This window comes from Enterobacter sp. 186315 (assembly GCF_053290175.1).
This window is the reverse complement of record NZ_JBPTTK010000007.1, coordinates 74,298-95,869: the sequence shown is the minus strand read 5'-3', so window position 1 is coordinate 95,869 and position 21,572 is coordinate 74,298. Positions and strand designations below refer to the sequence as shown.

18 protein-coding genes are annotated in these 21,572 nt (G+C 54.7%); all 18 read left to right on the top strand.

Features of this window, described 5'->3' with window-relative positions; genetic code table 11:
- Positions 1-8: 8 nt before the first annotated feature.
- The 18 genes from wcaE to ACSVHP_RS10185 all read left to right on the top strand — a co-directional run bounded on the left by wcaE (position 9) and on the right by ACSVHP_RS10185 (position 21,570).
- Positions 9-755, top strand: a complete 747-nt coding sequence (gene wcaE, locus ACSVHP_RS10270; protein ID WP_234676489.1) for a colanic acid biosynthesis glycosyltransferase WcaE — start codon at positions 9-11, stop codon at positions 753-755.
- Between the two features lie 15 nt (positions 756-770).
- Positions 771-1,325, top strand: coding sequence for a colanic acid biosynthesis acetyltransferase WcaF (gene wcaF / locus ACSVHP_RS10265; RefSeq protein ID WP_234676487.1), 555 nt, complete (start codon positions 771-773; stop codon positions 1,323-1,325).
- A gap of 21 nt (positions 1,326-1,346) precedes the next feature.
- Positions 1,347-2,468, top strand: coding sequence for a GDP-mannose 4,6-dehydratase (gene gmd, locus ACSVHP_RS10260; protein WP_234676485.1), 1,122 nt, complete (start codon positions 1,347-1,349; stop codon positions 2,466-2,468).
- A gap of 2 nt (positions 2,469-2,470) precedes the next feature.
- Complete coding sequence (fcl, locus tag ACSVHP_RS10255; RefSeq protein ID WP_447551836.1) at positions 2,471-3,436, top strand: GDP-L-fucose synthase; 966 nt, start codon at positions 2,471-2,473, stop codon at positions 3,434-3,436.
- 2 nt (positions 3,437-3,438) lie between these two features.
- Positions 3,439-3,918, top strand: coding sequence for a GDP-mannose mannosyl hydrolase (locus ACSVHP_RS10250; RefSeq protein WP_234676482.1), 480 nt, complete (start codon positions 3,439-3,441; stop codon positions 3,916-3,918).
- On the top strand, positions 3,915-5,138 hold the full coding sequence (wcaI, locus tag ACSVHP_RS10245) for a colanic acid biosynthesis fucosyltransferase WcaI (RefSeq protein ID WP_447551835.1): 1,224 nt from the start codon (positions 3,915-3,917) through the stop codon (positions 5,136-5,138). Before ACSVHP_RS10250 ends, wcaI begins: the two co-directional genes overlap by 4 nt.
- A gap of 3 nt (positions 5,139-5,141) precedes the next feature.
- Positions 5,142-6,578, top strand: a complete 1,437-nt coding sequence (cpsB, locus tag ACSVHP_RS10240; protein ID WP_447551834.1) for a mannose-1-phosphate guanyltransferase — start codon at positions 5,142-5,144, stop codon at positions 6,576-6,578.
- A gap of 108 nt (positions 6,579-6,686) precedes the next feature.
- Positions 6,687-8,057, top strand: a complete 1,371-nt coding sequence (cpsG, locus tag ACSVHP_RS10235) for a colanic acid biosynthesis phosphomannomutase CpsG (protein ID WP_447551833.1) — start codon at positions 6,687-6,689, stop codon at positions 8,055-8,057.
- 114 nt (positions 8,058-8,171) lie between these two features.
- Positions 8,172-9,566, top strand: coding sequence for an undecaprenyl-phosphate glucose phosphotransferase (gene wcaJ, locus ACSVHP_RS10230; protein WP_234676475.1), 1,395 nt, complete (start codon positions 8,172-8,174; stop codon positions 9,564-9,566).
- Between the two features lie 9 nt (positions 9,567-9,575).
- On the top strand, positions 9,576-11,054 hold the full coding sequence (wzxC, locus tag ACSVHP_RS10225; RefSeq protein WP_447551832.1) for a colanic acid undecaprenyl disphosphate flippase WzxC: 1,479 nt from the start codon (positions 9,576-9,578) through the stop codon (positions 11,052-11,054).
- Positions 11,055-11,071: 17 nt separating this feature from the next.
- Positions 11,072-12,352 carry a colanic acid biosynthesis pyruvyl transferase WcaK gene (wcaK, locus tag ACSVHP_RS10220; protein ID WP_447551831.1) on the top strand — a complete coding sequence of 427 codons (1,281 nt, stop codon included), beginning with the start codon at positions 11,072-11,074 and terminating at the stop codon, positions 12,350-12,352.
- Positions 12,349-13,569, top strand: a complete 1,221-nt coding sequence (gene wcaL, locus ACSVHP_RS10215) for a colanic acid biosynthesis glycosyltransferase WcaL (RefSeq protein WP_447551830.1) — start codon at positions 12,349-12,351, stop codon at positions 13,567-13,569. Before wcaK ends, wcaL begins: the two co-directional genes overlap by 4 nt.
- Positions 13,570-13,581: 12 nt before the next feature.
- On the top strand, positions 13,582-14,973 hold the full coding sequence (gene wcaM, locus ACSVHP_RS10210) for a colanic acid biosynthesis protein WcaM (protein WP_447551829.1): 1,392 nt from the start codon (positions 13,582-13,584) through the stop codon (positions 14,971-14,973).
- Positions 14,974-15,147: 174 nt separating this feature from the next.
- Positions 15,148-16,047 carry a GalU regulator GalF gene (gene galF / locus ACSVHP_RS10205; protein ID WP_447551828.1) on the top strand — a complete coding sequence of 300 codons (900 nt, stop codon included), beginning with the start codon at positions 15,148-15,150 and terminating at the stop codon, positions 16,045-16,047.
- Between the two features lie 262 nt (positions 16,048-16,309).
- On the top strand, positions 16,310-17,707 hold the full coding sequence (locus ACSVHP_RS10200) for a mannose-1-phosphate guanylyltransferase/mannose-6-phosphate isomerase (RefSeq protein ID WP_032103498.1): 1,398 nt from the start codon (positions 16,310-16,312) through the stop codon (positions 17,705-17,707).
- Positions 17,707-19,089, top strand: coding sequence for a phosphomannomutase CpsG (cpsG, locus tag ACSVHP_RS10195; protein ID WP_447551827.1), 1,383 nt, complete (start codon positions 17,707-17,709; stop codon positions 19,087-19,089). Before ACSVHP_RS10200 ends, cpsG (ACSVHP_RS10195) begins: the two co-directional genes overlap by 1 nt.
- A gap of 34 nt (positions 19,090-19,123) precedes the next feature.
- A complete protein-coding gene (locus tag ACSVHP_RS10190) occupies positions 19,124-20,443 on the top strand; it encodes an O-antigen ligase family protein (RefSeq protein WP_447551826.1) in 1,320 nt (439 codons plus the stop codon).
- Positions 20,440-21,570: a glycosyltransferase gene (locus ACSVHP_RS10185; protein WP_447551825.1), complete on the top strand. Its 1,131-nt coding sequence runs from the start codon at positions 20,440-20,442 to the stop codon at positions 21,568-21,570. Before ACSVHP_RS10190 ends, ACSVHP_RS10185 begins: the two co-directional genes overlap by 4 nt.
- The last annotated feature ends 2 nt before the right edge of the window (positions 21,571-21,572 follow it).

Genomic DNA, 21,572 nt, shown 5'->3' with positions numbered 1-21,572 from the left:
AGTGATTTATGTTTCTTAGCGTGATAACTGTCGCTTTTAGAAATTACGAAGGGATTGTTAAAACCTGGCGCTCGCTGCGTAACCTGGCCCGCGATCCGAGCCTCACTTTTGAGTGGATTGTGGTCGACGGCGGCTCTGATGACGGCACGGCGGAGTTTCTCGAAAAACTCAACGGTGAGTTCAACTTACGCTACATCAGCGAGAAAGATAAGGGCATTTACGACGCGATGAACAAAGGCATCGCGATGGCGCAGGGGCGTTACGCCATCTTCCTGAACTCGGGCGATATTTTCCACGATGACGTGGCGCTGTTTGTCCGTCAGCTGGCGCGCCAGAAAGAAGAGGCCATGTATATTGGCGATGCGCTGCTGGACTTTGGCGACGGCAATAAAGTGCTGCGCAGCGCTAAGCCGGGCTGGTATATCTACCACAGTTTGCCTGCCAGCCATCAGGCTATTTTCTTCCCGACCGCCGGGCTGAAAAAACAGCCATACGATTTGCAGTATAAAGTGTCCTCCGATTATGCCCTGGCCGCCAGCCTGTATAAATCCGGCTATCCGTTCCGTCGAATTAAAGGGCTGGTGTCTGAATTTTCGATGGGCGGCGTGTCAACCTCCAATAATCTGGAATTATGCCGGGATGCCAAATCGGTGCAGCGCAATATTTTACGCGTTCCCGGCCCGGTAGCGGAATTGTCCTATTTATTTCGTCTGAAAACGACGGGTAAAGCGAAAGCCTTATATAACAAATCCTGAATATAAGGAAACGTAATGCAGGAACTTAAAGGATTCTCCGTGCCGAAAGGTTTTCGGGGCGGGAACGGTATTAAGGTTCAGCTGTGGTGGGCCGTTCAGGCAACGTTATTTGCCTGGTCCCCGCAAATACTGTATCGCTGGCGCGCGTTTTTATTACGATTATTCGGTGCAAAAATCGGAAAAAACGTAGTGATTCGCCCGTCGGTCAAAATTACTTACCCCTGGAAATTAACCCTCGGCGATTACGCCTGGGTCGGGGATGACGCGGTGTTATATAACCTCGGCGATATCACCATCGGGGCAAATTCGGTGGTATCTCAGAAGTGTTATTTATGTACCGGCAGTCACGATTTTATGAGTCAGCATTTTGATATTACCGCTTCGCCTGTAGTTATCGGCGAAAAATGCTGGCTGGCAACGGATGTCTTTGTTGCGCCAGGTATTTCTGTTGGCGATGGCACGGTAGTCGGTGCCCGCAGCAGCGTTTTTAAATCGCTACCGGCAAATAAGATTTGCCGTGGCAACCCCGCAGTGGTGATACGCGAACGCGTTGAAACTGAAAAACTTTGATAAGTACAGAGGAATATAAACATGTCTAAAGTCGCTCTCATCACCGGCGTTACCGGGCAGGATGGTTCTTACCTGGCAGAACTGTTGCTGGAGAAAGGTTACGAAGTTCACGGCATCAAGCGTCGTGCCTCTTCATTCAACACCGAGCGCGTGGATCACATTTATCAGGATCCGCACTCAGCGAACCCGAAATTCCACCTGCACTACGGCGACCTGACCGATACCTCCAACCTGACCCGCATCTTGCAGGAAGTGCAGCCGGATGAAGTCTACAACCTGGGGGCGATGAGCCACGTTGCGGTCTCCTTCGAATCGCCGGAATACACCGCCGACGTGGATGCCATGGGCACCCTGCGTCTGCTGGAGGCGATCCGCTTCCTCGGCCTTGAGAAGAAAACCCGCTTCTACCAGGCGTCCACTTCCGAGCTGTACGGTCTGGTGCAGGAAATTCCACAGAAAGAGACCACGCCGTTCTACCCGCGCTCTCCGTATGCGGTTGCCAAACTGTACGCGTACTGGATCACCGTGAACTACCGCGAATCCTACGGCATGTACGCCTGTAACGGCATCCTGTTCAACCACGAATCCCCACGCCGCGGTGAAACCTTCGTGACCCGCAAAATCACCCGCGCGATCGCAAACATCGCTCAGGGCCTGGAATCCTGCCTGCACCTCGGCAACATGGACTCCCTGCGTGACTGGGGCCATGCGAAAGACTACGTGAAAATGCAGTGGATGATGCTGCAACAGGACAAACCGGAAGACTTCGTTATCGCAACGGGCGTGCAGTACTCCGTGCGTCAGTTCGTGGAAATGGCCGCGGCACAGCTGGGCATCAAACTGCGCTTCGAAGGCACCGGCGTGGAAGAGAAAGGTATCGTGGTTTCCGTGACCGGTCACGACGCGCCGGGCGTGAAGCCAGGCGACGTGATTGTGCAGGTTGACCCGCGCTACTTCCGTCCTGCTGAGGTAGAAACCCTGCTCGGCGACCCAACCAAAGCGCACGAAACCCTGGGCTGGAAACCAGAAACCACGTTGCAGGAGATGGTGTCCGAGATGGTCGCGAAAGATCTTGAAGCGGCGAAGAAACACTCTCTGCTGAAGTCCCACGGCTACGAGGTTGCCATCGCGCTGGAGTCCTGATAATGACCAAACAACGTATTTTTGTCGCCGGTCATCGCGGCATGGTGGGTTCCGCCATTGTCCGCCAGCTGGAACAACGCGGTGACGTTGAGGTGATTGTCCGTACCCGCGACGAGCTGAACCTGCTCGACGGCAAAGCGGTGCAGGATTTCTTTGCAGAGTCCCGCATCGACCAGGTGTATCTCGCGGCGGCGAAGGTGGGCGGCATTGTCGCCAACAACACCTACCCGGCGGATTTCATCTACGAAAACATGATGATTGAGAGCAACATCATTCACGCGGCGCATCTGCACAACGTGAACAAGCTGTTGTTCCTCGGCTCATCCTGCATCTATCCGAAGATGGCGAAACAGCCGATGGCGGAGAGCGAGCTGTTGCAGGGCACGCTTGAAGCCACCAACGAGCCGTACGCCATCGCCAAGATTGCCGGGATCAAGCTGTGCGAGTCCTACAACCGTCAGTATGACCGCGACTATCGCTCGGTGATGCCGACCAACCTGTACGGGCCGAACGATAACTTCCACCCGAGCAACTCCCACGTGATCCCGGCGCTGCTGCGTCGCTTCCACGAGGCGACGGCGGAAAACGCGCCGGACGTGGTGGTGTGGGGCAGCGGTACGCCGATGCGTGAGTTCCTGCACGTGGACGACATGGCGGCCGCCAGCATTCACGTGATGGAGCTGGATCGCGAGGTGTGGCAGGAAAACACCCAGCCGATGCTGTCGCACATTAACGTCGGCACCGGGATCGACTGCACCATCCGCGAGCTGGCGCAGACCATCGCCAAAGTGGTGGGCTACAAGGGCCGCGTGGTGTTCGATGCCACCAAACCGGACGGTACGCCGCGCAAGCTGCTGGACGTGACCCGTCTGCATCAGCTGGGCTGGTATCACGAGGTGGCGCTGGAGCAGGGGCTGGCAAGCACCTACCAGTGGTTCCTTGAAAACCAGCACCGCTTCCGGGGGTAATCATGTTTTTAAGTCAGGAAGATTTTGCCACGGTCGTCCGTTCCACGCCGCTGATCTCAATTGATTTGGTGGTGGAGAACGAACGCGGCGAGTTCTTGCTGGGGAAACGAACCAACCGCCCGGCGCAAGGGTACTGGTTCGTACCCGGGGGACGTGTTCAGAAGGATGAGTCGCTTGAGCGTGCGTTTGAGCGTCTTACCCAGGCCGAGCTGGGGCTGCGCCTGCCGCAGTCCGCGGGCCGGTTTTACGGGGTCTGGCAGCACTTCTATGACGATAACTTTTCAGGTAATGCCTTCTCCACGCACTACATCGTGCTGGGGTACCGCCTGAAGGTGAATCAGGCAGACCTGCGTCTGCCTGACGCGCAGCATGACGACTACCGCTGGCTGACGCCCGATGCGCTGCTCGCGAGCGACAACGTTCACGACAACAGCCGGGCGTACTTCCTTGCGGATCGTCAGGCCGGGGTGCCGGGCCTATGAAGATCCTCGTATACGGAATCAACTACTCGCCGGAACTGACCGGGATCGGGAAATACACCGGCGAGATGGTCGAGTGGATGGCAAGCCAGGGTCACGACGTGCGCGTCATCACCGCGCCGCCGTACTACCCGGAATGGAAAGTGGGCGAGCGCTACTCAAGCTGGCGCTATCGCCGGGAAGAGGGGGCGGCGACCGTCTGGCGCTGTCCGCTGTACGTGCCGAAGCAGCCGTCAACGCTGAAGCGATTAATTCATCTGGGCAGCTTTGCGCTCAGCAGCTTTTTCCCGCTGATGGCGCAGCGTCGCTGGAAGCCGGATCGCATTATCGGCGTGGTGCCGACGCTGTTTTGCACGCCGGGTATGCGCCTGCTGGGCAAACTCTCCGGCGCGCGCACCCTGCTGCACATTCAGGATTATGAAGTCGACGCCATGCTCGGCCTGGGGATGGCGGGCAAAGGCAAGGGCGGCAAAGTGGCGAAGCTCGCCAGCGCCTTTGAGCGCAACGGCCTGCACAACGTCGACTACGTGTCGACCATCTCGCGCTCGATGATGAACAAGGCGCAGGAGAAGGGCGTGGCGGCGGAGAAAGTGATCTTTTTCCCGAACTGGTCCGAAGTGGCGCGTTTTCGCGACGTGTCCGAAGGCGACGCGCAGGCGTTACGCCAGCAGCTCGGTTTGCCTGATGACCATAAAATCATTCTTTACTCGGGCAACATCGGCGAAAAGCAGGGGCTGGAGAGCGTGATCGACGCGGCGCAGCAGCTGAGTCAGCACACCTGGACCTTTGTGATTGTCGGGCAAGGTGGCGGCAAGGCGCGGCTGGAGAAAATGGCCCGCGAGCGCGGCCTGAACAACGTGAAATTTTACCCGCTTCAGCCTTACGAGGCGCTGCCCGCGCTGCTGAAGATGGGCGACTGCCACCTCGTCGTGCAAAAGCGCGGCGCGGCGGACGCGGTACTGCCGTCCAAGCTGACCAATATTCTGGCGGTGGGCGGCAACGCGGTGATTACCGCAGAAGCGGATACCGAATTAGGCCAGCTGTGCGACAGCTATCCGGGCATTGCCGTGTGCGTAGAGCCAGAATCGGTCTCTGCGCTGGTGGCCGGAATTGAACGGGCGCTCGCCATGCCAAAAGAGAACACGGTGGCACGTGAGTATGCCGAACGTACGCTCGAAAAAGAGAGCGTACTTAGCCAATTTATTGCAGATATACGGGGATAAATCATGAGTCAAAGCAAACTCTTTCCGGTCGTGATGGCTGGAGGCTCTGGTAGCCGGTTATGGCCGCTGTCCCGCGTGCTCTATCCAAAACAGTTCCTCTGCCTGAAAGGGGATCTCACCATGCTGCAAACGACGGTCTGCCGTCTGAAGGGCGTGGAGTGCGAAAGCCCGGTGGTGATCTGTAACGAACAGCACCGCTTTATCGTCGCCGAACAGCTGCGCCAGCTCAACAAGCTGACCGAAAACATCATTCTGGAGCCCGCCGGGCGCAACACCGCCCCGGCTATCGCGCTGGCGGCGCTGGCGGCCAAACGCAGCAGCGGCGACTGCGACCCGCTGATGCTGGTGCTCGCCGCTGACCACGTTATTCAGCAGGAAGATGCCTTCCGCGAGGCGGTACGCGCCGCCATTCCTTACGCCGAAAGCGGCAAGCTGGTGACCTTCGGCATCGTGCCGGATCTGCCGGAAACCGGGTATGGCTATATCCGCCGCGGCGACGTCACCCCGGGTGAAGGCGACAGCGTGGCCTTTAACGTGGCGCAGTTCGTCGAGAAACCAAATCTGGAAACCGCCCAGGCCTACGTCGGCAGCGGCGAATATTACTGGAACAGCGGCATGTTCCTGTTCCGCGCGGGTCGCTATCTGGAAGAGCTGGAAAAATTCCGCCCGGATATCCTCAACGCCTGCAAAAAAGCGATGGACGTGGTTGACCCGGATCTCGATTTTATCCGCGTGGACGAAGCCGCGTTCCTCGCCTGCCCGGAAGAGTCCATTGACTATGCGGTCATGGAGCGCACCGCCGACGCGGTGGTCGTACCGATGGATGCGGGCTGGAGCGACGTGGGCTCCTGGTCCTCGCTGTGGGAGATCAGCGCCCATACCCCGGAGGGTAACGTCCACCACGGCGATGTCATTAGCCACAAAACGGAAAACAGCTACGTTTACGCGGAGTCGGGTCTGGTGACCACGGTCGGCGTAAAAGATCTGGTGGTCGTGCAGACCAAAGACGCGGTGCTGATTGCCGACCGTAATGCCGTGCAGGACGTTAAAAAAGTGGTGGAGCAGATCAAGGCCGACGGGCGTCACGAGCACCATATCCACCGGGAAGTGTACCGCCCGTGGGGGAAATATGACTCCATCGATTCCGGCGACCGCTATCAGGTGAAACGCATTACCGTGAAGCCGGGAGAAGGGCTGTCGGTACAGATGCACCATCACCGCGCCGAACACTGGGTCGTGGTGGCGGGCACCGCTAAGGTGACCATCGACGGCGAAATCAAACTGCTCGGCGAAAACGAGTCGATCTATATCCCGCTCGGGGCGACGCACTGCCTGGAAAACCCGGGGAAAATTCCGCTCGACCTGATTGAAGTGCGCTCCGGCTCGTATCTGGAAGAGGACGATATCGTGCGCTTCCAGGATCGTTACGGGCGGGTGTAGCGCTGTCTTAACGCCGGATGGCGCTTCGCTTATCCGGCCTACGAATGAATAAAAACAATTTTGCCTGTTAATCGGGCGGGCCAACTGTTGCCTGAAAAAGGGGTCATCATGGAAAAATTAACCTGTTTCAAAGCCTACGACATTCGCGGCAAGCTCGGCGAAGAGCTGAATGAAGACATCGCGTGGCGTATTGGTCGTGCCTATGGCGAATATTTAAAACCGGAAACTATCGTGCTGGGCGGCGACGTGCGCCTGACCAGCGAAACGCTCAAGCTGGCGCTGGCAAAAGGGCTTCAGGACGCGGGCGTTAACGTGCTGGACATCGGCCTCTCCGGCACCGAAGAGATCTATTTCGCCACCTTCCACCTGGGCGTGGACGGCGGTATCGAAGTCACCGCCAGCCATAACCCGATGGACTACAACGGCATGAAGCTGGTGCGCAAGGGCGCGCGTCCAATCAGCGGCGACACCGGCCTGCGCGACGTGCAGCGTCTGGCAGAGGCCAACGACTTCCCGCCGGTGAACGAGGCGGCGCGCGGCAGCTATAAAAAAATCACGCTGCAAAAAGAGTACGTCGACCACCTGCTGGGCTACATCAACGTGGAGAACCTCAAGCCGCTGAAGCTGGTGATTAACAGCGGTAACGGCGCGGCCGGCCCGGTCGTCGATGCGCTGGAAGCCCGCTTTAAGGCGCTGAACGTGCCGGTCACCTTTGTGAAAGTCCACAACACCCCGGACGGCAACTTCCCGAACGGTATCCCGAACCCGCTGCTGCCCGAGTGCCGCGCGGACACCCGCAACGCGGTCATCGAGCACGGCGCGGACATGGGTATCGCCTTTGACGGCGACTTCGACCGCTGCTTCCTGTTTGACGAAAAAGGCCAGTTCATCGAAGGCTATTACATCGTTGGCCTGCTGGCGGAAGCCTTCCTGGAGAAAAATCCGGGGGCGAAGATCATTCACGATCCGCGCCTGTCCTGGAACACCGTTGACGTGGTCAGCGCGGCAGGCGGCAAGCCGGTGATGTCCAAAACCGGTCACGCCTTCATTAAAGAGCGGATGCGCGAAGAAGACGCCATTTACGGCGGCGAGATGAGCGCCCACCACTACTTCCGCGATTTTGCCTACTGCGACAGCGGGATGATCCCGTGGCTGCTGGTCACCGAGCTGCTGTGCCTGAAGGGTCAGACGCTGGGCGAACTGGTGCGCGACCGCATGGCGGCGTTCCCGGCGAGCGGTGAAATCAACAGCACCCTGGCGCTGCCCGCCGAGGCGATTGCCCGCGTGGAGCACCATTTTGCGATCCACGCCCTGGAGATCGACCGCACCGACGGCATCAGCATGTCGTTCCCGCAGTGGCGCTTTAACCTGCGCTCGTCCAACACCGAGCCGGTGGTGCGCCTGAACGTTGAGTCCCGCGCCGACGTCCCGCTGATGGAAGCCCGAACGCAGGACATTCTGGCGCTGTTGAATCAGTAACAATTGCCCCTCACCCCCGCCCTCTCCCCAGAGGGGAGAGGGTGTTCAAGTTCCCTCTCCCCTCTGGGGAGAGGGGTAGGGTGAGGGGTAAGGTTTTGAACGAAAGGAACAACGATGACAAATCTAAGAAAGCGCGAGCGAGCCAGAACGAATGCATCGTTAATCTCAATGGTGCAGCGATTTTCTGACATCACCATCATGGTCGGTGGCCTGTGGGTGGTGTGCCGTCTTAGCGGACAACCCTTCTTCTACATGCATTTACTGATGGCGCTGATTGCGCTGGTGGTCTTCCAGATGATCGGCGGGATGACCGATTTCTACCGCTCGTGGCGCGGCGTAAAAATCACCACCGAGCTGATGCTGCTGTTGCAGAACTGGACCTTAAGCCTGATTTTCAGCGCCGGGCTGGTGGCCTTCAGCCACGATTTCGATAACCGACTGGTCACCTATCTTTGCTGGTATGCGTTAACCAGCGTGGGGATGGTGGTGTGCCGTTCGTTTATCCGCTATTTTGCCGGATGGCTGCGTAACCGCGGCTACAACACCCGCTACGTGGCGGTGGCGGGCGATCTGCCGGTCGGGCAGGTGCTGCTCGACAGCTTCCGTAAAGAGCCGTGGCTCGGCCTCGAAGTGGTAGGCATTTATCACGATGCCAAACCGGGCGGCGTGTCTGCCGACTGGGCGGGTAACTTTGAGCAGCTTATCGACGACGCCAAAGCGGGCAAAATCCATAACGTCTATATCGCCATGCAGATGAGCGACGAGTCGTGCATCAAGCATCTGGTGCGTGAGCTGGCCGACACCACCTGTTCGGTGATCCTCATCCCGGACGTCTTCACCTTTAACATCCTGCATTCCCGCATCGACGAAGTGAACGGCGTGCCGGTGGTGCCGCTGTACGACACCCCGCTGTCCGGCATTAACCGCGTGCTGAAACGCGCGGAAGATATCGTGCTCTCTTCGCTGATCCTGCTGCTGATCTCCCCGGTGTTGTGCTGCATTGCGCTGGCGGTCAAAATCACCTCCCCCGGCCCGGTCATCTTCCGCCAGACCCGCTACGGCATCGACGGCAAGCCGATCATGGTGTGGAAATTCCGCTCCATGCGGGTGATGGAAAATGACCAGGTGGTGACCCAGGCGACGCAAAACGATCCGCGCGTCACCCGCGTGGGCAACTTCCTGCGCCGCACCTCGCTCGACGAACTGCCGCAGTTTATCAACGTCTTTACCGGCGGAATGTCGATTGTCGGGCCGCGCCCGCACGCGGTGGCGCACAACGAGCAGTACCGTTCGCTGATCGAAGGCTACATGCTGCGCCACAAGGTGAAGCCGGGCATTACCGGCTGGGCGCAGATCAACGGCTGGCGCGGTGAAACCGACACCCTGGAAAAAATGGAAAAGCGTATTGAGTTTGACCTGGAGTATATCCGCGAGTGGAGCCTCTGGTTCGATATCAAAATCGTCTTTCTGACCATCTTTAAAGGCTTTGTGAACAAAGCTGCGTATTAAGGAACGGTCATGAGCTTACGTGAAAAAACCATCAGCGGTGCGAAATGGTCGGCGATGGCGACCATCGTCATCATCGGCCTCGGGCTGGTGCAGATGACGGTGCTGGCGCGCATCATCGATAACCACCAGTTTGGTCTGCTGACCGTGTCGCTGGTGATTATCGCCCTGGCCGACACGCTGTCCGACTTTGGTATCGCCAACTCTATTATCCAGCGCAAAGAGATCAGCCAGCTGGAGCTGACCACCCTCTACTGGCTGAACGTCGGCCTGGGCATTACCGTGTTTGTGGCGGTGTTTTTGCTGAGCGGCGTGATTGCCCGCGTGCTGCACAACCCGGACCTCGCGCCGCTGATGCGCACCCTGTCGTTTGCCTTTGTGGTGATCCCCCACGGGCAACAGTTCCGCGCGCTGATGCAAAAGGAGCTGGAGTTCAACAAAATCGGCATGATCGAGACCAGCGCCGTGCTGGCGGGCTTTACCTTTACCGTGGTGAGCGCCCATTTCTGGCCGCTGGCGATGACCGCGATCCTCGGTTATCTGGTGAACTCCGCCGTGCGCACGCTGCTGTTTGGCTACTTTGGCCGCAAGATTTACCGTCCGGGGCTGCATTTCTCGCTGGCCTCCGTTTCCTCCAACCTGCGCTTTGGCGCCTGGCTGACGGCGGACAGCATCATCAACTACGTCAACACCAACCTCTCCACGCTTGTGCTTGCGCGTATTCTCGGCGCGAGCGTGGCGGGGGGCTATAACCTGGCCTACAACGTGGCGGTTGTGCCGCCGATGAAGCTCAACCCGATTATCACCCGCGTGCTGTTCCCGGCGTTCGCCAAGATTCAGGACGACACCGAGAAGCTGCGCGTCAACTTCTACAAGCTGCTCTCCGTCGTCGGCATCATCAACTTCCCGGTGCTGCTGGGGCTGATGGTGGTGTCCAGCAATTTCGTGCCGCTGGTGTTTGGCGAGAAGTGGGTCAGCATCGTTCCCGTTCTGCAACTGCTGTGCGTGGTCGGGCTGCTGCGCTCGGTGGGGAATCCGATTGGTTCCCTGCTGATGGCAAAGGCCCGCGTGGACATCAGCTTTAAGTTCAACGTTTTTAAAACCTTCCTGTTTGTCCCGGCAATTATCGTCGGCGGCCATCTGGCGGGGGCGATTGGGGTGACGCTCGGCTTCCTGCTGGTGCAGATCGTCAACACCGTTCTGAGCTACTTCGTGATGATCAAGCCGGTGCTGGGCTCCAGCTACCGTCAGTACATCCTGAGCCTATGGCTGCCGTTTTATCTCTCCCTGCCGACCCTTGCCCTGAGCTACGGCCTGGGCGTGCTGCTGAGCGGCCATCTGCCGCTGGCGGCGCTGCTGGCGGTGCAGGTCGCAGTGGGCGCGCTGGCCTTCGCGGTGATGATCGTGCTGTCGCGCAACCCGCTGGTGGTGGAGATGAAACGCCAGTTTTGCCGTAACGAAAAAATGAAAACGCTGCTTCGCGCAGGCTAGTTCTTTAAGAGGCCATTATGAAATTATTAATTCTTGGCAACCATACCTGCGGCAACCGTGGCGACAGCGCCATCCTGCGCGGTTTACTGGATGCAATTAACACCCTTAAGCCTGAGACCGAAGTGGACGTGATGAGCCGGTATCCGGTCAGCTCCTCCTGGTTACTCAATCGTCCGGTGATGGGCGACCCGCTCTACAGCCAGATGAAGCAGCACAACAACGCCGCGGGCGTGATGGGGCGCGTGAAAAAAGTGCTGCGTCGTCGCTATCAGCATCAGGTGCTGCTCTCCCGCGTGACGGACACCGGCAAGCTGCGCAACATCGCTATCGCGCAGGGCTTTACCGATTTCGTGCGCCTGCTCTCCGGCTACGACGCCATTATCCAGGTAGGCGGCTCGTTCTTTGTCGATCTCTACGGCGTGCCGCAGTTTGAGCACGCGCTCTGCACCTTTATGGCGAAAAAGCCGCTGTTTATGATTGGGCACAGCGTCGGGCCGTTCCAGGATCCGCAGTTTAACCAGCTGGCGAACTACGTGTTCGGACACTGCGACGCGCTGATCCTGCGTGAATCCGTTAGCCTCGATCTGATGAAGCGCAGCGACATCGACACCTCAAAGGTCGAGCACGGCGTCGACACCGCCTGGCTGGTGGATCATCAGAACGACAGCTTCCAGCCGAGCTACGCGGTGCAGCACTGGCTGGACGTGGCGGCAAAACAGAAAACCGTGGCCATCACCCTGCGTGAGCTCGCGCCGTTCGATAAACGCTTAGGTACCACCCAGGCGGCCTATGAAAAAGCTTTTGCCGAGGTGGTTAACCGCATTCTGGACAGTGGCTATCAGGTGCTGGCGCTTTCGACCTGTACCGGGATCGACAGCTACAACAAGGATGACCGCATGGTGGCGCTGAATCTGGGCCATCTGGTTAACGATCCGTCGCGCTACCACGTGGTGATGGACGAGCTGAACGATCTGGAAATGGGCAAGCTGCTGCGCGCCTGCGATCTGACAGTGGGCACGCGCCTGCACTCGGCGATCATCTCCATGAACTTTGGTACGCCAGCCATCGCCATCAACTACGAGCACAAGTCGGCGGGCATTATGCAGCAGCTGGGTATGCCGGAAATGGCGGTGGATATCCGTCATCTGCTGGACGGCTCGCTGGGGGCGATGGTGGGCGACACGCTGGGACAGCTTCCTGCGATCAACGAACGTCTGGCAGTCGCGGTCAGCGCCGAGCGGGAAAAGGGGATCGGGATGGTGAAATCGGTCCTCGACCGCGTGGGGGAGGGCAAATGAAGGTTGGTTTCTTCTTGCTGAAATTTCCGCTGTCGTCAGAAACCTTTGTGCTGAACCAGATCACCGCGTTTATCGATATGGGATATGACGTGGAGATTATCGCCCTGCAAAAGGGCGATACGCAGAACACCCATGCGGCCTACACCCGCTACGGGCTGGAGGCGAAAACCCGCTGGCTTCAGGACGAGCCGGGCGGGCGGCTCAACAAGCTTCGCTACCGCGCGGGCAACACGCTGCGCGGGATCCATCGTCCGTCGACCTGGCGCGCGCTGAACCTGTCGCGCTACGGCGCCGAGTCGCGCAACCTGATCCTCTCCTCTATCTGCGGACAAACCCCGCGCCCGTATCGTGCGGACGTGTTCATCGCCCACTTTGGCCCGGCAGGCGTGACCGCCGCCAAGCTGCGCGAGCTGGGGGTGATCGAGGGCAAAATCGCGACCATCTTCCACGGGATTGATATCTCCAGCCGTGAGGTGCTCAACCACTACACGCCGGAGTATCAGCAGCTGTTCCGCCGTGGCGACATGATGCTGCCCATCAGCGATCTGTGGGCCGGGCGTCTGAAAACGATGGGCTGCCCGCAGGAGAAAATCACCGTGTCGCGCATGGGCGTGGACATGGAGCGCTTCACCCAGCGTCCGGTAAAGGTGCCGGGAAAGCCGCTGCAAATCATCTCCGTGGCGCGTCTGACCGAGAAAAAAGGGCTGCATGTGGCGATCGAAGCCTGCCGCCAGCTTAAGGAGCGCGGGGTGGATTTCCACTACCGCATTCTGGGCATCGGCCCGTGGGAGCGTCGCCTGCGCACTCTCATCGAACAGTATCAGCTTGAGGGCTATATCGAGATGCCGGGGTTCAAGCCGAGCCACGAGGTCAAAGCCATGCTCGATGAGGCCGACGTATTCCTGCTGCCGTCCGTGACCGGGGCCGACGGGGATATGGAGGGCATTCCGGTGGCGCTAATGGAGGCGATGGCGGTGGGGATCCCGGTGGTTTCCACCCTGCACAGCGGCATTCCCGAACTGATCGAGCCTGACCGCTCCGGCTGGCTGGTTCCGGAAAACGACGCCACCGCGCTGGCCGACCGGCTGGCGACGTTCAGCCATATCGACCAGCAGGCGCTGATCCCCGTGCTGAACAATGCGCGACAGAAGGTCGAGGCTGATTTTAACCAGCACGTGATTAACCGCGAGCTGGCAAGCCTGTTACACACGCTTTAACGCCGAGGTTGTATGTTAAAAAAGATTACCCGACGCTCGTTTATCTCCACCTGTTCGCTGCTTGCCGCCACGCCGCTGCTCGCCTCGCGCGTGGTGCGTGCCGCCGCGGGCAGCACGGTGGATATCAGCCAGTATAACCGCAATGACTGGATCGCCAGCTTTAAGCAGGCGTTTACCGAGGCCGATACGGTAGTGGTGCCCGCCGGATTAACCTGTGAAAACATCAACACCGGGATTTTTATCCCCGCCGGGAAGACGCTGCTCATTCGCGGCGCGCTGACGGGCAACGGTCGCGGACGATTTGTCTTGCAGGATGGCTGCAAGGTGGTGGGAGAGAAGGGCGGACGCACGGAGAATATCACGCTGGACGTGCGCGGTTCCGACTGCGCTATCGAGGGGCTGCGCATGAGCGGCTTTGGCCCGGTGACGCAGATTTATATTGGCGGGAAAAAGCCGAAGGTGATGCGCAATCTTATTATCGACAACATCACCGTTACCCAGGCGAATTACGCCATTCTGCGCCAGGGATTTCATAATCAGGTCGCGGGCGCGCGCATCACCAATAGCCGCTTTAGCCATCTTCAGGGGGACGCAATTGAGTGGAACGTCGCCATCAACGACCACGATATTCTTATCTCCGACCACGTGATTGATAACATCAACTGCACGAACGGTAAGATCAACTGGGGCATCGGTATTGGCCTTGCGGGCAGTACCTATGACAATGATTATCCGGAAAAGCAGGTGGTAAAAAACTTCGTGGTGGCCAATATCACCGGCAGCAACTGTCGACAGTTAGTCCACGTTGAGAATGGCAAACACTTTATTATTCGTAATGTAAAAGCGACCAATATCACCCCGGATTTCAGTAAAAAAGCCGGAATAGATAATGCCACCGTGGCAATTTACGGCTGTGATAATTTCATTATTGATAATATTGATATGGTTAACAGCGCGGGCATGTTAATAGGCTACGGGGTGATTAAAGGGGATTATCTGTCGATCCCTCAAAACTTCAAAATCAATGATATTCGCCTGGATAACCGACAGCTTGATTATAAATTGCGCGGCATTCAGATCTCGTCCGGGAACGCCACCTCTTTTGTTGCTATAACTAATGTAAACATGCAGCGCGCTACCCTTGAGCTTCATAACAAGCCACAGCATCTTTTCCTGCGCAATATCAACGTAATGCAGGAGGCCGCCATCGGGCCGGCGCTGACGATGAATTTCGATCTGCGCAAGGATATCCGGGGTAAGTTCATGGCGAAAAATGAGACCTTGCTCTCGCTGGCGAACATCAAGGCGGTAAATGAGAAAGGGCAAAGTTCGGTGGATATTGACCGGGTCGATCAGCACACCGTGAATACAGAGCGCTTAAATTTTAGGCTGCCGCGCGGTTAGCTAGCCTGGCTATTTTGCGATTAATCCTGGCGTAATTTCGCTCTTTATTCAGAGCGCAACTACTGTAATTTGTGGTGCTAAAGCGTAATATCGGACGCAGGCTACAGTAAATCATGCTGGCGAAAACAGGTTTAAGAGCTATAATTCGTCAACCATTTTAAGGTGGAAGAAATAATGATTAATTTGAAAGCAGTCATTCCGGTGGCGGGACTGGGCATGCATATGCTGCCAGCGACTAAGGCTATTCCTAAAGAGATGCTGCCGATCGTCGACAAGCCGATGATTCAGTACATCGTTGACGAGATTGTGGCTGCCGGGATCAAAGAAATCGTTCTGGTCACGCACTCCTCCAAGAATGCGGTAGAGAACCACTTCGACACCTCTTACGAACTCGAAGCGTTGCTTGAGCAGCGCGTGAAGCGCCAGCTGCTGGCGGAAGTTCAGTCTATTTGCCCTCCTGGCGTCACTATTATGAACGTGCGTCAGGCACAGCCGCTGGGCCTGGGCCACTCTATTCTGTGCGCGCGCCCTGTTGTGGGTGACAATCCGTTTATCGTTGTGCTGCCGGACATCATCCTGGACAACGCCAGCGCCGATCCGCTGCGCTATAACCTCGCCGCGATGGTTGCCCGTTTCAACGAAACAGGCCGCAGCCAGGTTCTGGCGAAGCGCATGAAGGGCGACCTCTCTGAATACTCCGTGATCCAGACCAAAGAGCCGCTGGAATCCGAAGGGCAGGTGAGCCGCATCGTCGAGTTTATCGAAAAACCGGATCAGCCACAGACCCTGGACTCTGACCTGATGGCCGTTGGCCGTTACGTTCTGAACGCCGATATCTGGGCCGAACTGGAAAAAACCGAGACCGGCGCGTGGGGCCGCATCCAGTTAACCGATGCGATTGCCGAGCTGGCGAAAAAGCAGTCCGTTGATGCAATGCTGATGACTGGCGACAGCTACGACTGCGGTAAGAAAATGGGTTACATGCAGGCGTTCGTGAACTACGGAATGCGTAACCACAAAGAAGGGCAGAAGTTCCGTGAGAGCATTAAGAAGCTGCTAGAAGCGCATGATTAAAAGCCAGTTGTAATAACGCAGTAAAACAGGAGACTACCCTGAAATTTCAGTGTGGTCTTTTGTCTTATATAAACCACATAAATACGTTTTGGTTTTCGGCATAACAGTAGCCAAAAACGTTATTGTTTATCTCGGCGTTCGCGTAAAACGCGAGCAGTACGAGAGCCTCAATGTCGAACATTGCTTCTGGTAGCGTAGGCCAGGGGCGGTAGCGTGCCTTTTTTACACACAATCTAGTATTGAGCAAAGCAGGAGAAGCAGGATGTTACTTCCAGTGGTGATCGCAGGAGGAACAGGGAGTCGACTATGGCCGATGTCTCGCGAGTTGCAGCCTAAGCAATTCCTTTCATTCCATCAGGGCGGATCGATGCTGCAAAATACGATCTCACGCCTCGACGGTCTGGATGTGACAGATCCGATTGTTATCTGCAATGAAGATCACCGTTTTCTGGTGGCCGAGCAGTTGAGACAAATGCATAAGCTCGCCGGGAATATCATTCTTGAACCTGTTGGGCGCAATACGGCACCGGCTATTACTCTGGCTGCCCTCCATGCACTGGAAACCGGTGAAGATCCTGTCATGCTCATTCTGGCTGCCGATCACTTGATTGCCGACACGGCCACATTCCATTCCGTCATTACCAACGCCATTCCTTTTGCAGAACAAGGCAAATTGGTTACCTTCGGTATCGTGCCTACGCAGCCAGAAACTGGCTACGGCTACATTCAGCGTGGTGAAGAACAACACGCCGATCAGTCTACCGCCTGGAAAATCAAGCGCTTTGTTGAAAAACCGGATCAGGCGACCGCTATCTCTTACCTCGAAAGTAAAGAGTATCTCTGGAACAGCGGTATGTTTATGTTCCGGGCCTCTTCCTATCTGAACGAAGTTGCGAAATTTTGTCCGTCGATCCTTGATGCATGCAAAAATGCCATGCAGCAGCCCGTCAGCGATCTCGATTTTATCAAACTCGATAAAGAGACATTCACCTGTTGTCCGTCTGATTCCATCGACTATGCGGTGATGGAACATACAGACCTGGGCATTGTGACGGCGATGGATGCAGGGTGGAACGACGTGGGCTCGTGGTCAGCGCTATGGGAAACCTCGTCGCATGATGCTAATGGCAACGCGCTGATCGGCGATGTTTTCACCCATCAGACCCGCGATTGTTATATCCGCAGCGAAGGGAAACTAACCGCAGCGTTAGGGCTGGACGACCTGATTATTGTTAATACCAAAGATGCGCTGCTAGTTTCCCATAAGGATAATGTCCAGGATGTGAAAGTTGTTGTTGAGCATCTTAAAGCCCATTCACGTGCTGAATGTCGCGAACATACCACGCGTTATATGCCCTGGGGCCATGTCGAAACGCTTGTTCGGGATACGCGTTACCGGGTTAACCGTGTAACCATTATTCCTGGTGGTGAGCTCTCGCTTCAGCTGCATCATCATCGTATTGAGCACTGGGTTGTGCTGACCGGAACGGCGCTAATTGGTGTCGAAGGGAACGAAATTTATCTCACTGAAAATGAATCAACGACAATCCCTGTGGGAAAAAAACATAAGCTCTCGAATCCAGGAAAAATAAATCTGGAAATTCTGGAAATTCAGTTTGGTAGTTATTTGGGTGAAGATGACGTACTAAGGATTTCATAATGGAAAATAACAATAAAAAATTAAGTTGTTTTAAGGCCTATGATATTCGTGGGAAATTAGGTGAGGAGCTTAATGAGGATATTGCCTGGCGTATTGGTCGCGCTTATGCGCAATGTCTGGAACCAAAACAGGTTGTTGTCGGCGGCGACGTCCGTCTGACAAGTGAGTCTCTGAAGCTGGCTCTCGCCGAAGGCTTGATGGCGGGCGGCTGTGATGTGCTTGATATTGGACTTTCTGGCACAGAAGAGATTTACTTCGCCACCTTCCATCTGGGCTTTGATGGCGGTATAGAAGTAACGGCCAGCCATAATCCGATTGACTATAACGGGATGAAGCTGGTTCGCAGTGGTGCCCGGCCGATCAGCGGAGACACGGGTTTGAAAGAGATCCAGCGCCTCGCGGAAATAAATGATTTCTCCCCATCTCAGCGTAAGGGAAGCTATAAAAAGATTAACGTTCTTAATGAGTATGTTGATCATTTGCTGGGCTATATCAATCTCGACAACTTCCGCATTAAACCGATTAAGTTAGTTATCAACTCCGGTAATGGTGCCGCGGGGCACGTTATTGATGAAATTGAAAAGCGTTTCAAAACGGCCGGGATTCCTGTCGATTTTATAAAAATTCATAACGATCCGGATGGTACTTTCCCGCACGGTATTCCAAATCCACTTCTGCCAGAAGCACGCCAGGATACCGCTAATGCGGTTGTTACAGCTGAAGCGGATATGGGTATCGCGTTTGACGGAGATTTTGACCGCTGCTTCCTGTTTGACGAGAAGGCCAATTTTATCGAAGGTTACTATATCGTTGGACTCTTAGCAGAAGCCTTCCTGAATAAAGAGCGCGGCGCGAAAATCATCCACGACCCGCGACTGACCTGGAATACTGTTGATATTGTCGAGCGCGCGGGCGGGATCCCTGTGATGTCTAAAACCGGTCATGCTTTTATTAAAGAGCGTATGCGCAAAGAGAATGCAGTATACGGCGGTGAAATGAGCGCTCACCATTATTTCCGTGAGTTTGCTTATTGTGACAGCGGCATGATTCCATGGTTGCTGGTTGCTGAACTGGTAATAACATCCGGACGCTCTCTTGGCTCGCTGGTGGAATCACGTATTGCACGCTTCCCTGTATCTGGCGAAATTAACCGCAAAGTGGTCCATGCTTCCGCGTTAATTGATGAGATTGAAAACCGCTACTCCTCTCTGGCTGTGAATATTGACTACACGGATGGTCTGAGCATGTCTTTCCCGGGCTGGCGCTTTAACATTCGCACCTCCAATACCGAGCCGCTGCTGCGTCTAAATGTGGAAGCAGATGCCGATCTGGGTTTAATGGAAGCGAAACGAGATGAGCTGTTAGGGCTGATAAAAAGCTAATTTCTAAGTTGCCTAATCGCGTGGGAAAATATTAATGATAGAAGTCTTATTAGCGGCAATCGTAGGTTTAATTTTCTTTTTTGTTTTCCTCGCTCTGCCCCTACGCATCAGGTTGTTAATGGTGCTGGTATGTAGTATCCCGCAGCTCTATCTGGTGCAATTAGGTGGAGCCGATGTTCCAATGGCATTTCTGCTTCCGGCATTGCTCCTGCCTGAATTTATTATTAATGCAAACCGGTTCTTAGCAAAAGCTACGAATATTATGCTTCTTGGCCTGATTATCATCAGCGCCGTAAGCCTTGCGTGGTCGGTTGAGAAATCGATGGGCATTCGTGATATTGCCTATTTGTGTGAATTTATCATCATCTCAAACGCCGTCTACGTTTTAGCGGTTAAAGATCGAGTTGCATTGTATAAAACTATCAACGTGATGCTATTTTTTGTTTGCTTGCAGGCGATTACGGTCATCATCTTTAGATTTAATGAGTCACTCGAATTGGCGGTAGTGTTGTCCCCTGTAAGTAAATATACGATGGGAATGAATACGCTTCAGAGCTTATTGGATGGAGCCAGGAATAACTTTTACGATCCGGTTAAAGCGGGTGGGGTTTTGTTCGTTAATGCCAATGCTGCTGCCTGTTATACAGGGATCTCATCCTTTATGGCCTGGGGCATTTACAAGGCGTTGAAATCAAAAATCACGCTTATGATGGCTATTCTGCTCTGGGCAACCGTATTTTTTACCGGCTCCAAAGCGGGCGTCCTTTTCGCGATACTTATTCCCGCGTTTATTTTCTATCTGAAACTTCAGCGTTCAACACGCGTCATTTTGAGTTCAGTAGGCGCCTCGTTTGCCATAGTATTAATCGTTATAAGCGTTGTTTTCAGCATTACCGAACAAAGCGGTTTTTTAAAAGAATCCACGGATACGGCTGAAACACGTTACGAGATATGGAACTATGCATTTGACGCATTTTTAAATAATCCACTGATGGGGCAGGGCTACGGTGGTTGGGAAGCCGATTACAGTAAGCACACTGATTATTTCCTTCCGCCACATAACACGCTTATTTACCTATGGTCTAAGTCAGGAATTATTGCTTCAATGCTGGGGCTAGGTTTTATCCTTTGCAGTATTGGGGTTGCTTTGAGAGCAATACGAAGCACAAATGATGAACAAAAAAACATCGGCTTTTCCTTCCTGATGGTACTTTCTTGGCTTTTTGCTCACGGATTTGGCGAAAACTTTGGCTTAATAGGTGAGCAACACCAGATGATCGTGTTAGCCGTAATGCTTGGGCTTTGTCTGGCAGCAAATTTACCGATTAATCGGCAAAATAGGGTACAGGAATGAAAACGGTCGGTATTTTCAGGAATCAGCTTTTTAAAGGTTCGGAAGTTTTTATTCAGCAACAGGCTGAAGCACTACAGAGTTTTGATAAATGCTATATTGGTAGACGCCTCATTGGGACAAAACCAAAGGGCTCAGTCGCATGTGTGTTGAATGAACATGGAAATGTTTACGGTAAACTCGCAGAAATGTTGAATGCGCTCACCACGTCGCCGCTGCCTTATCAGTCTGTTTTAAAATCACAGCCCTTAGACCTCATTCATGCACACTTTGCGATCGATGGTCTTTATGCTTTAAAGCTGGCGCAGAAGAGAGATATTCCTTTGGTGACGACACTTCATGGATTTGATGTGACGGTCAGTAATAAGGATTTACTGGCGTCCCGGTCACCAGCCTGGATTAATTATCTTCTCCATCAAAACAAAGTTAAAAGTCAGGGCGATAAGTTTATTTGTGTTTCAGATTTCATTGCCCGTCAGGCACTGCAACACGGTTTCCCGGAAAGCAAAATCATTCAGCACTATATTGGTATCGATGTGAATAAATATCAGCCGCGTGCAAAAGAGGACGATCAAGGCATTATCCTTCATGTTGCAAGGCTGGTAGAGAAAAAAGGGACGGCCGTTTTAATCAACGCAGTCAAGCAGGTAAAGGTATCAAATCCTGATGTTAAGCTTGTGATTATAGGAGAAGGGCCGTTATTGGATGGGCTAAAGGCTCAGGTCACATCCCTTGGTCTGGATCAAACCGTTACTTTTACAGGCGCGTTGCCCCACGTCGATGTTATGGAATGGATGCGTAAAGCCAGCATGTTGGTTTTACCAAGCATTACAGCGAAAACCGGTGATGCTGAAGGGTTGGGTATGGTTCTTCTTGAAGCGGCAGTGACCGGTGTTCCTGTCATCGGTACTCAGCATGGTGGGATACCAGAGGCGATTATCGATGAGCAAACTGGATTTTTAGTTAAAGAGCGAGATGATAAGCAGCTTGCAGATCGTATCTCATACTTATCTAATAATGAAAATATAAGATTTATTATGGGGACTAATGCGCGTAAATTTGTTAATCAAAAGTTTAACTTATCTCAACAAACAAAAAAATTAGAAAATATATATCAAAAACTTTTATAATA

Bases quoted from the DNA above. Each gene is read 5' to 3' on its own strand.
- wcaE (WP_234676489.1), top strand. From the start codon at position 9: ATGTTTCTTAGCGTGATAACTGTCGCTTTTAGAAATTACGAAGGGATT.
- wcaF (WP_234676487.1), top strand. From the start codon at position 771: ATGCAGGAACTTAAAGGATTCTCCGTGCCGAAAGGTTTTCGGGGCGGG.
- gmd (WP_234676485.1), top strand. From the start codon at position 1,347: ATGTCTAAAGTCGCTCTCATCACCGGCGTTACCGGGCAGGATGGTTCT.
- fcl (WP_447551836.1), top strand. From the start codon at position 2,471: ATGACCAAACAACGTATTTTTGTCGCCGGTCATCGCGGCATGGTGGGT.
- ACSVHP_RS10250 (WP_234676482.1), top strand. From the start codon at position 3,439: ATGTTTTTAAGTCAGGAAGATTTTGCCACGGTCGTCCGTTCCACGCCG.
- wcaI (WP_447551835.1), top strand. From the start codon at position 3,915: ATGAAGATCCTCGTATACGGAATCAACTACTCGCCGGAACTGACCGGG.
- cpsB (WP_447551834.1), top strand. From the start codon at position 5,142: ATGAGTCAAAGCAAACTCTTTCCGGTCGTGATGGCTGGAGGCTCTGGT.
- cpsG (WP_447551833.1), top strand. From the start codon at position 6,687: ATGGAAAAATTAACCTGTTTCAAAGCCTACGACATTCGCGGCAAGCTC.
- wcaJ (WP_234676475.1), top strand. From the start codon at position 8,172: ATGACAAATCTAAGAAAGCGCGAGCGAGCCAGAACGAATGCATCGTTA.
- wzxC (WP_447551832.1), top strand. From the start codon at position 9,576: ATGAGCTTACGTGAAAAAACCATCAGCGGTGCGAAATGGTCGGCGATG.
- wcaK (WP_447551831.1), top strand. From the start codon at position 11,072: ATGAAATTATTAATTCTTGGCAACCATACCTGCGGCAACCGTGGCGAC.
- wcaL (WP_447551830.1), top strand. From the start codon at position 12,349: ATGAAGGTTGGTTTCTTCTTGCTGAAATTTCCGCTGTCGTCAGAAACC.
- wcaM (WP_447551829.1), top strand. From the start codon at position 13,582: ATGTTAAAAAAGATTACCCGACGCTCGTTTATCTCCACCTGTTCGCTG.
- galF (WP_447551828.1), top strand. From the start codon at position 15,148: ATGATTAATTTGAAAGCAGTCATTCCGGTGGCGGGACTGGGCATGCAT.
- ACSVHP_RS10200 (WP_032103498.1), top strand. From the start codon at position 16,310: ATGTTACTTCCAGTGGTGATCGCAGGAGGAACAGGGAGTCGACTATGG.
- cpsG (WP_447551827.1), top strand. From the start codon at position 17,707: ATGGAAAATAACAATAAAAAATTAAGTTGTTTTAAGGCCTATGATATT.
- ACSVHP_RS10190 (WP_447551826.1), top strand. From the start codon at position 19,124: ATGATAGAAGTCTTATTAGCGGCAATCGTAGGTTTAATTTTCTTTTTT.
- ACSVHP_RS10185 (WP_447551825.1), top strand. From the start codon at position 20,440: ATGAAAACGGTCGGTATTTTCAGGAATCAGCTTTTTAAAGGTTCGGAA.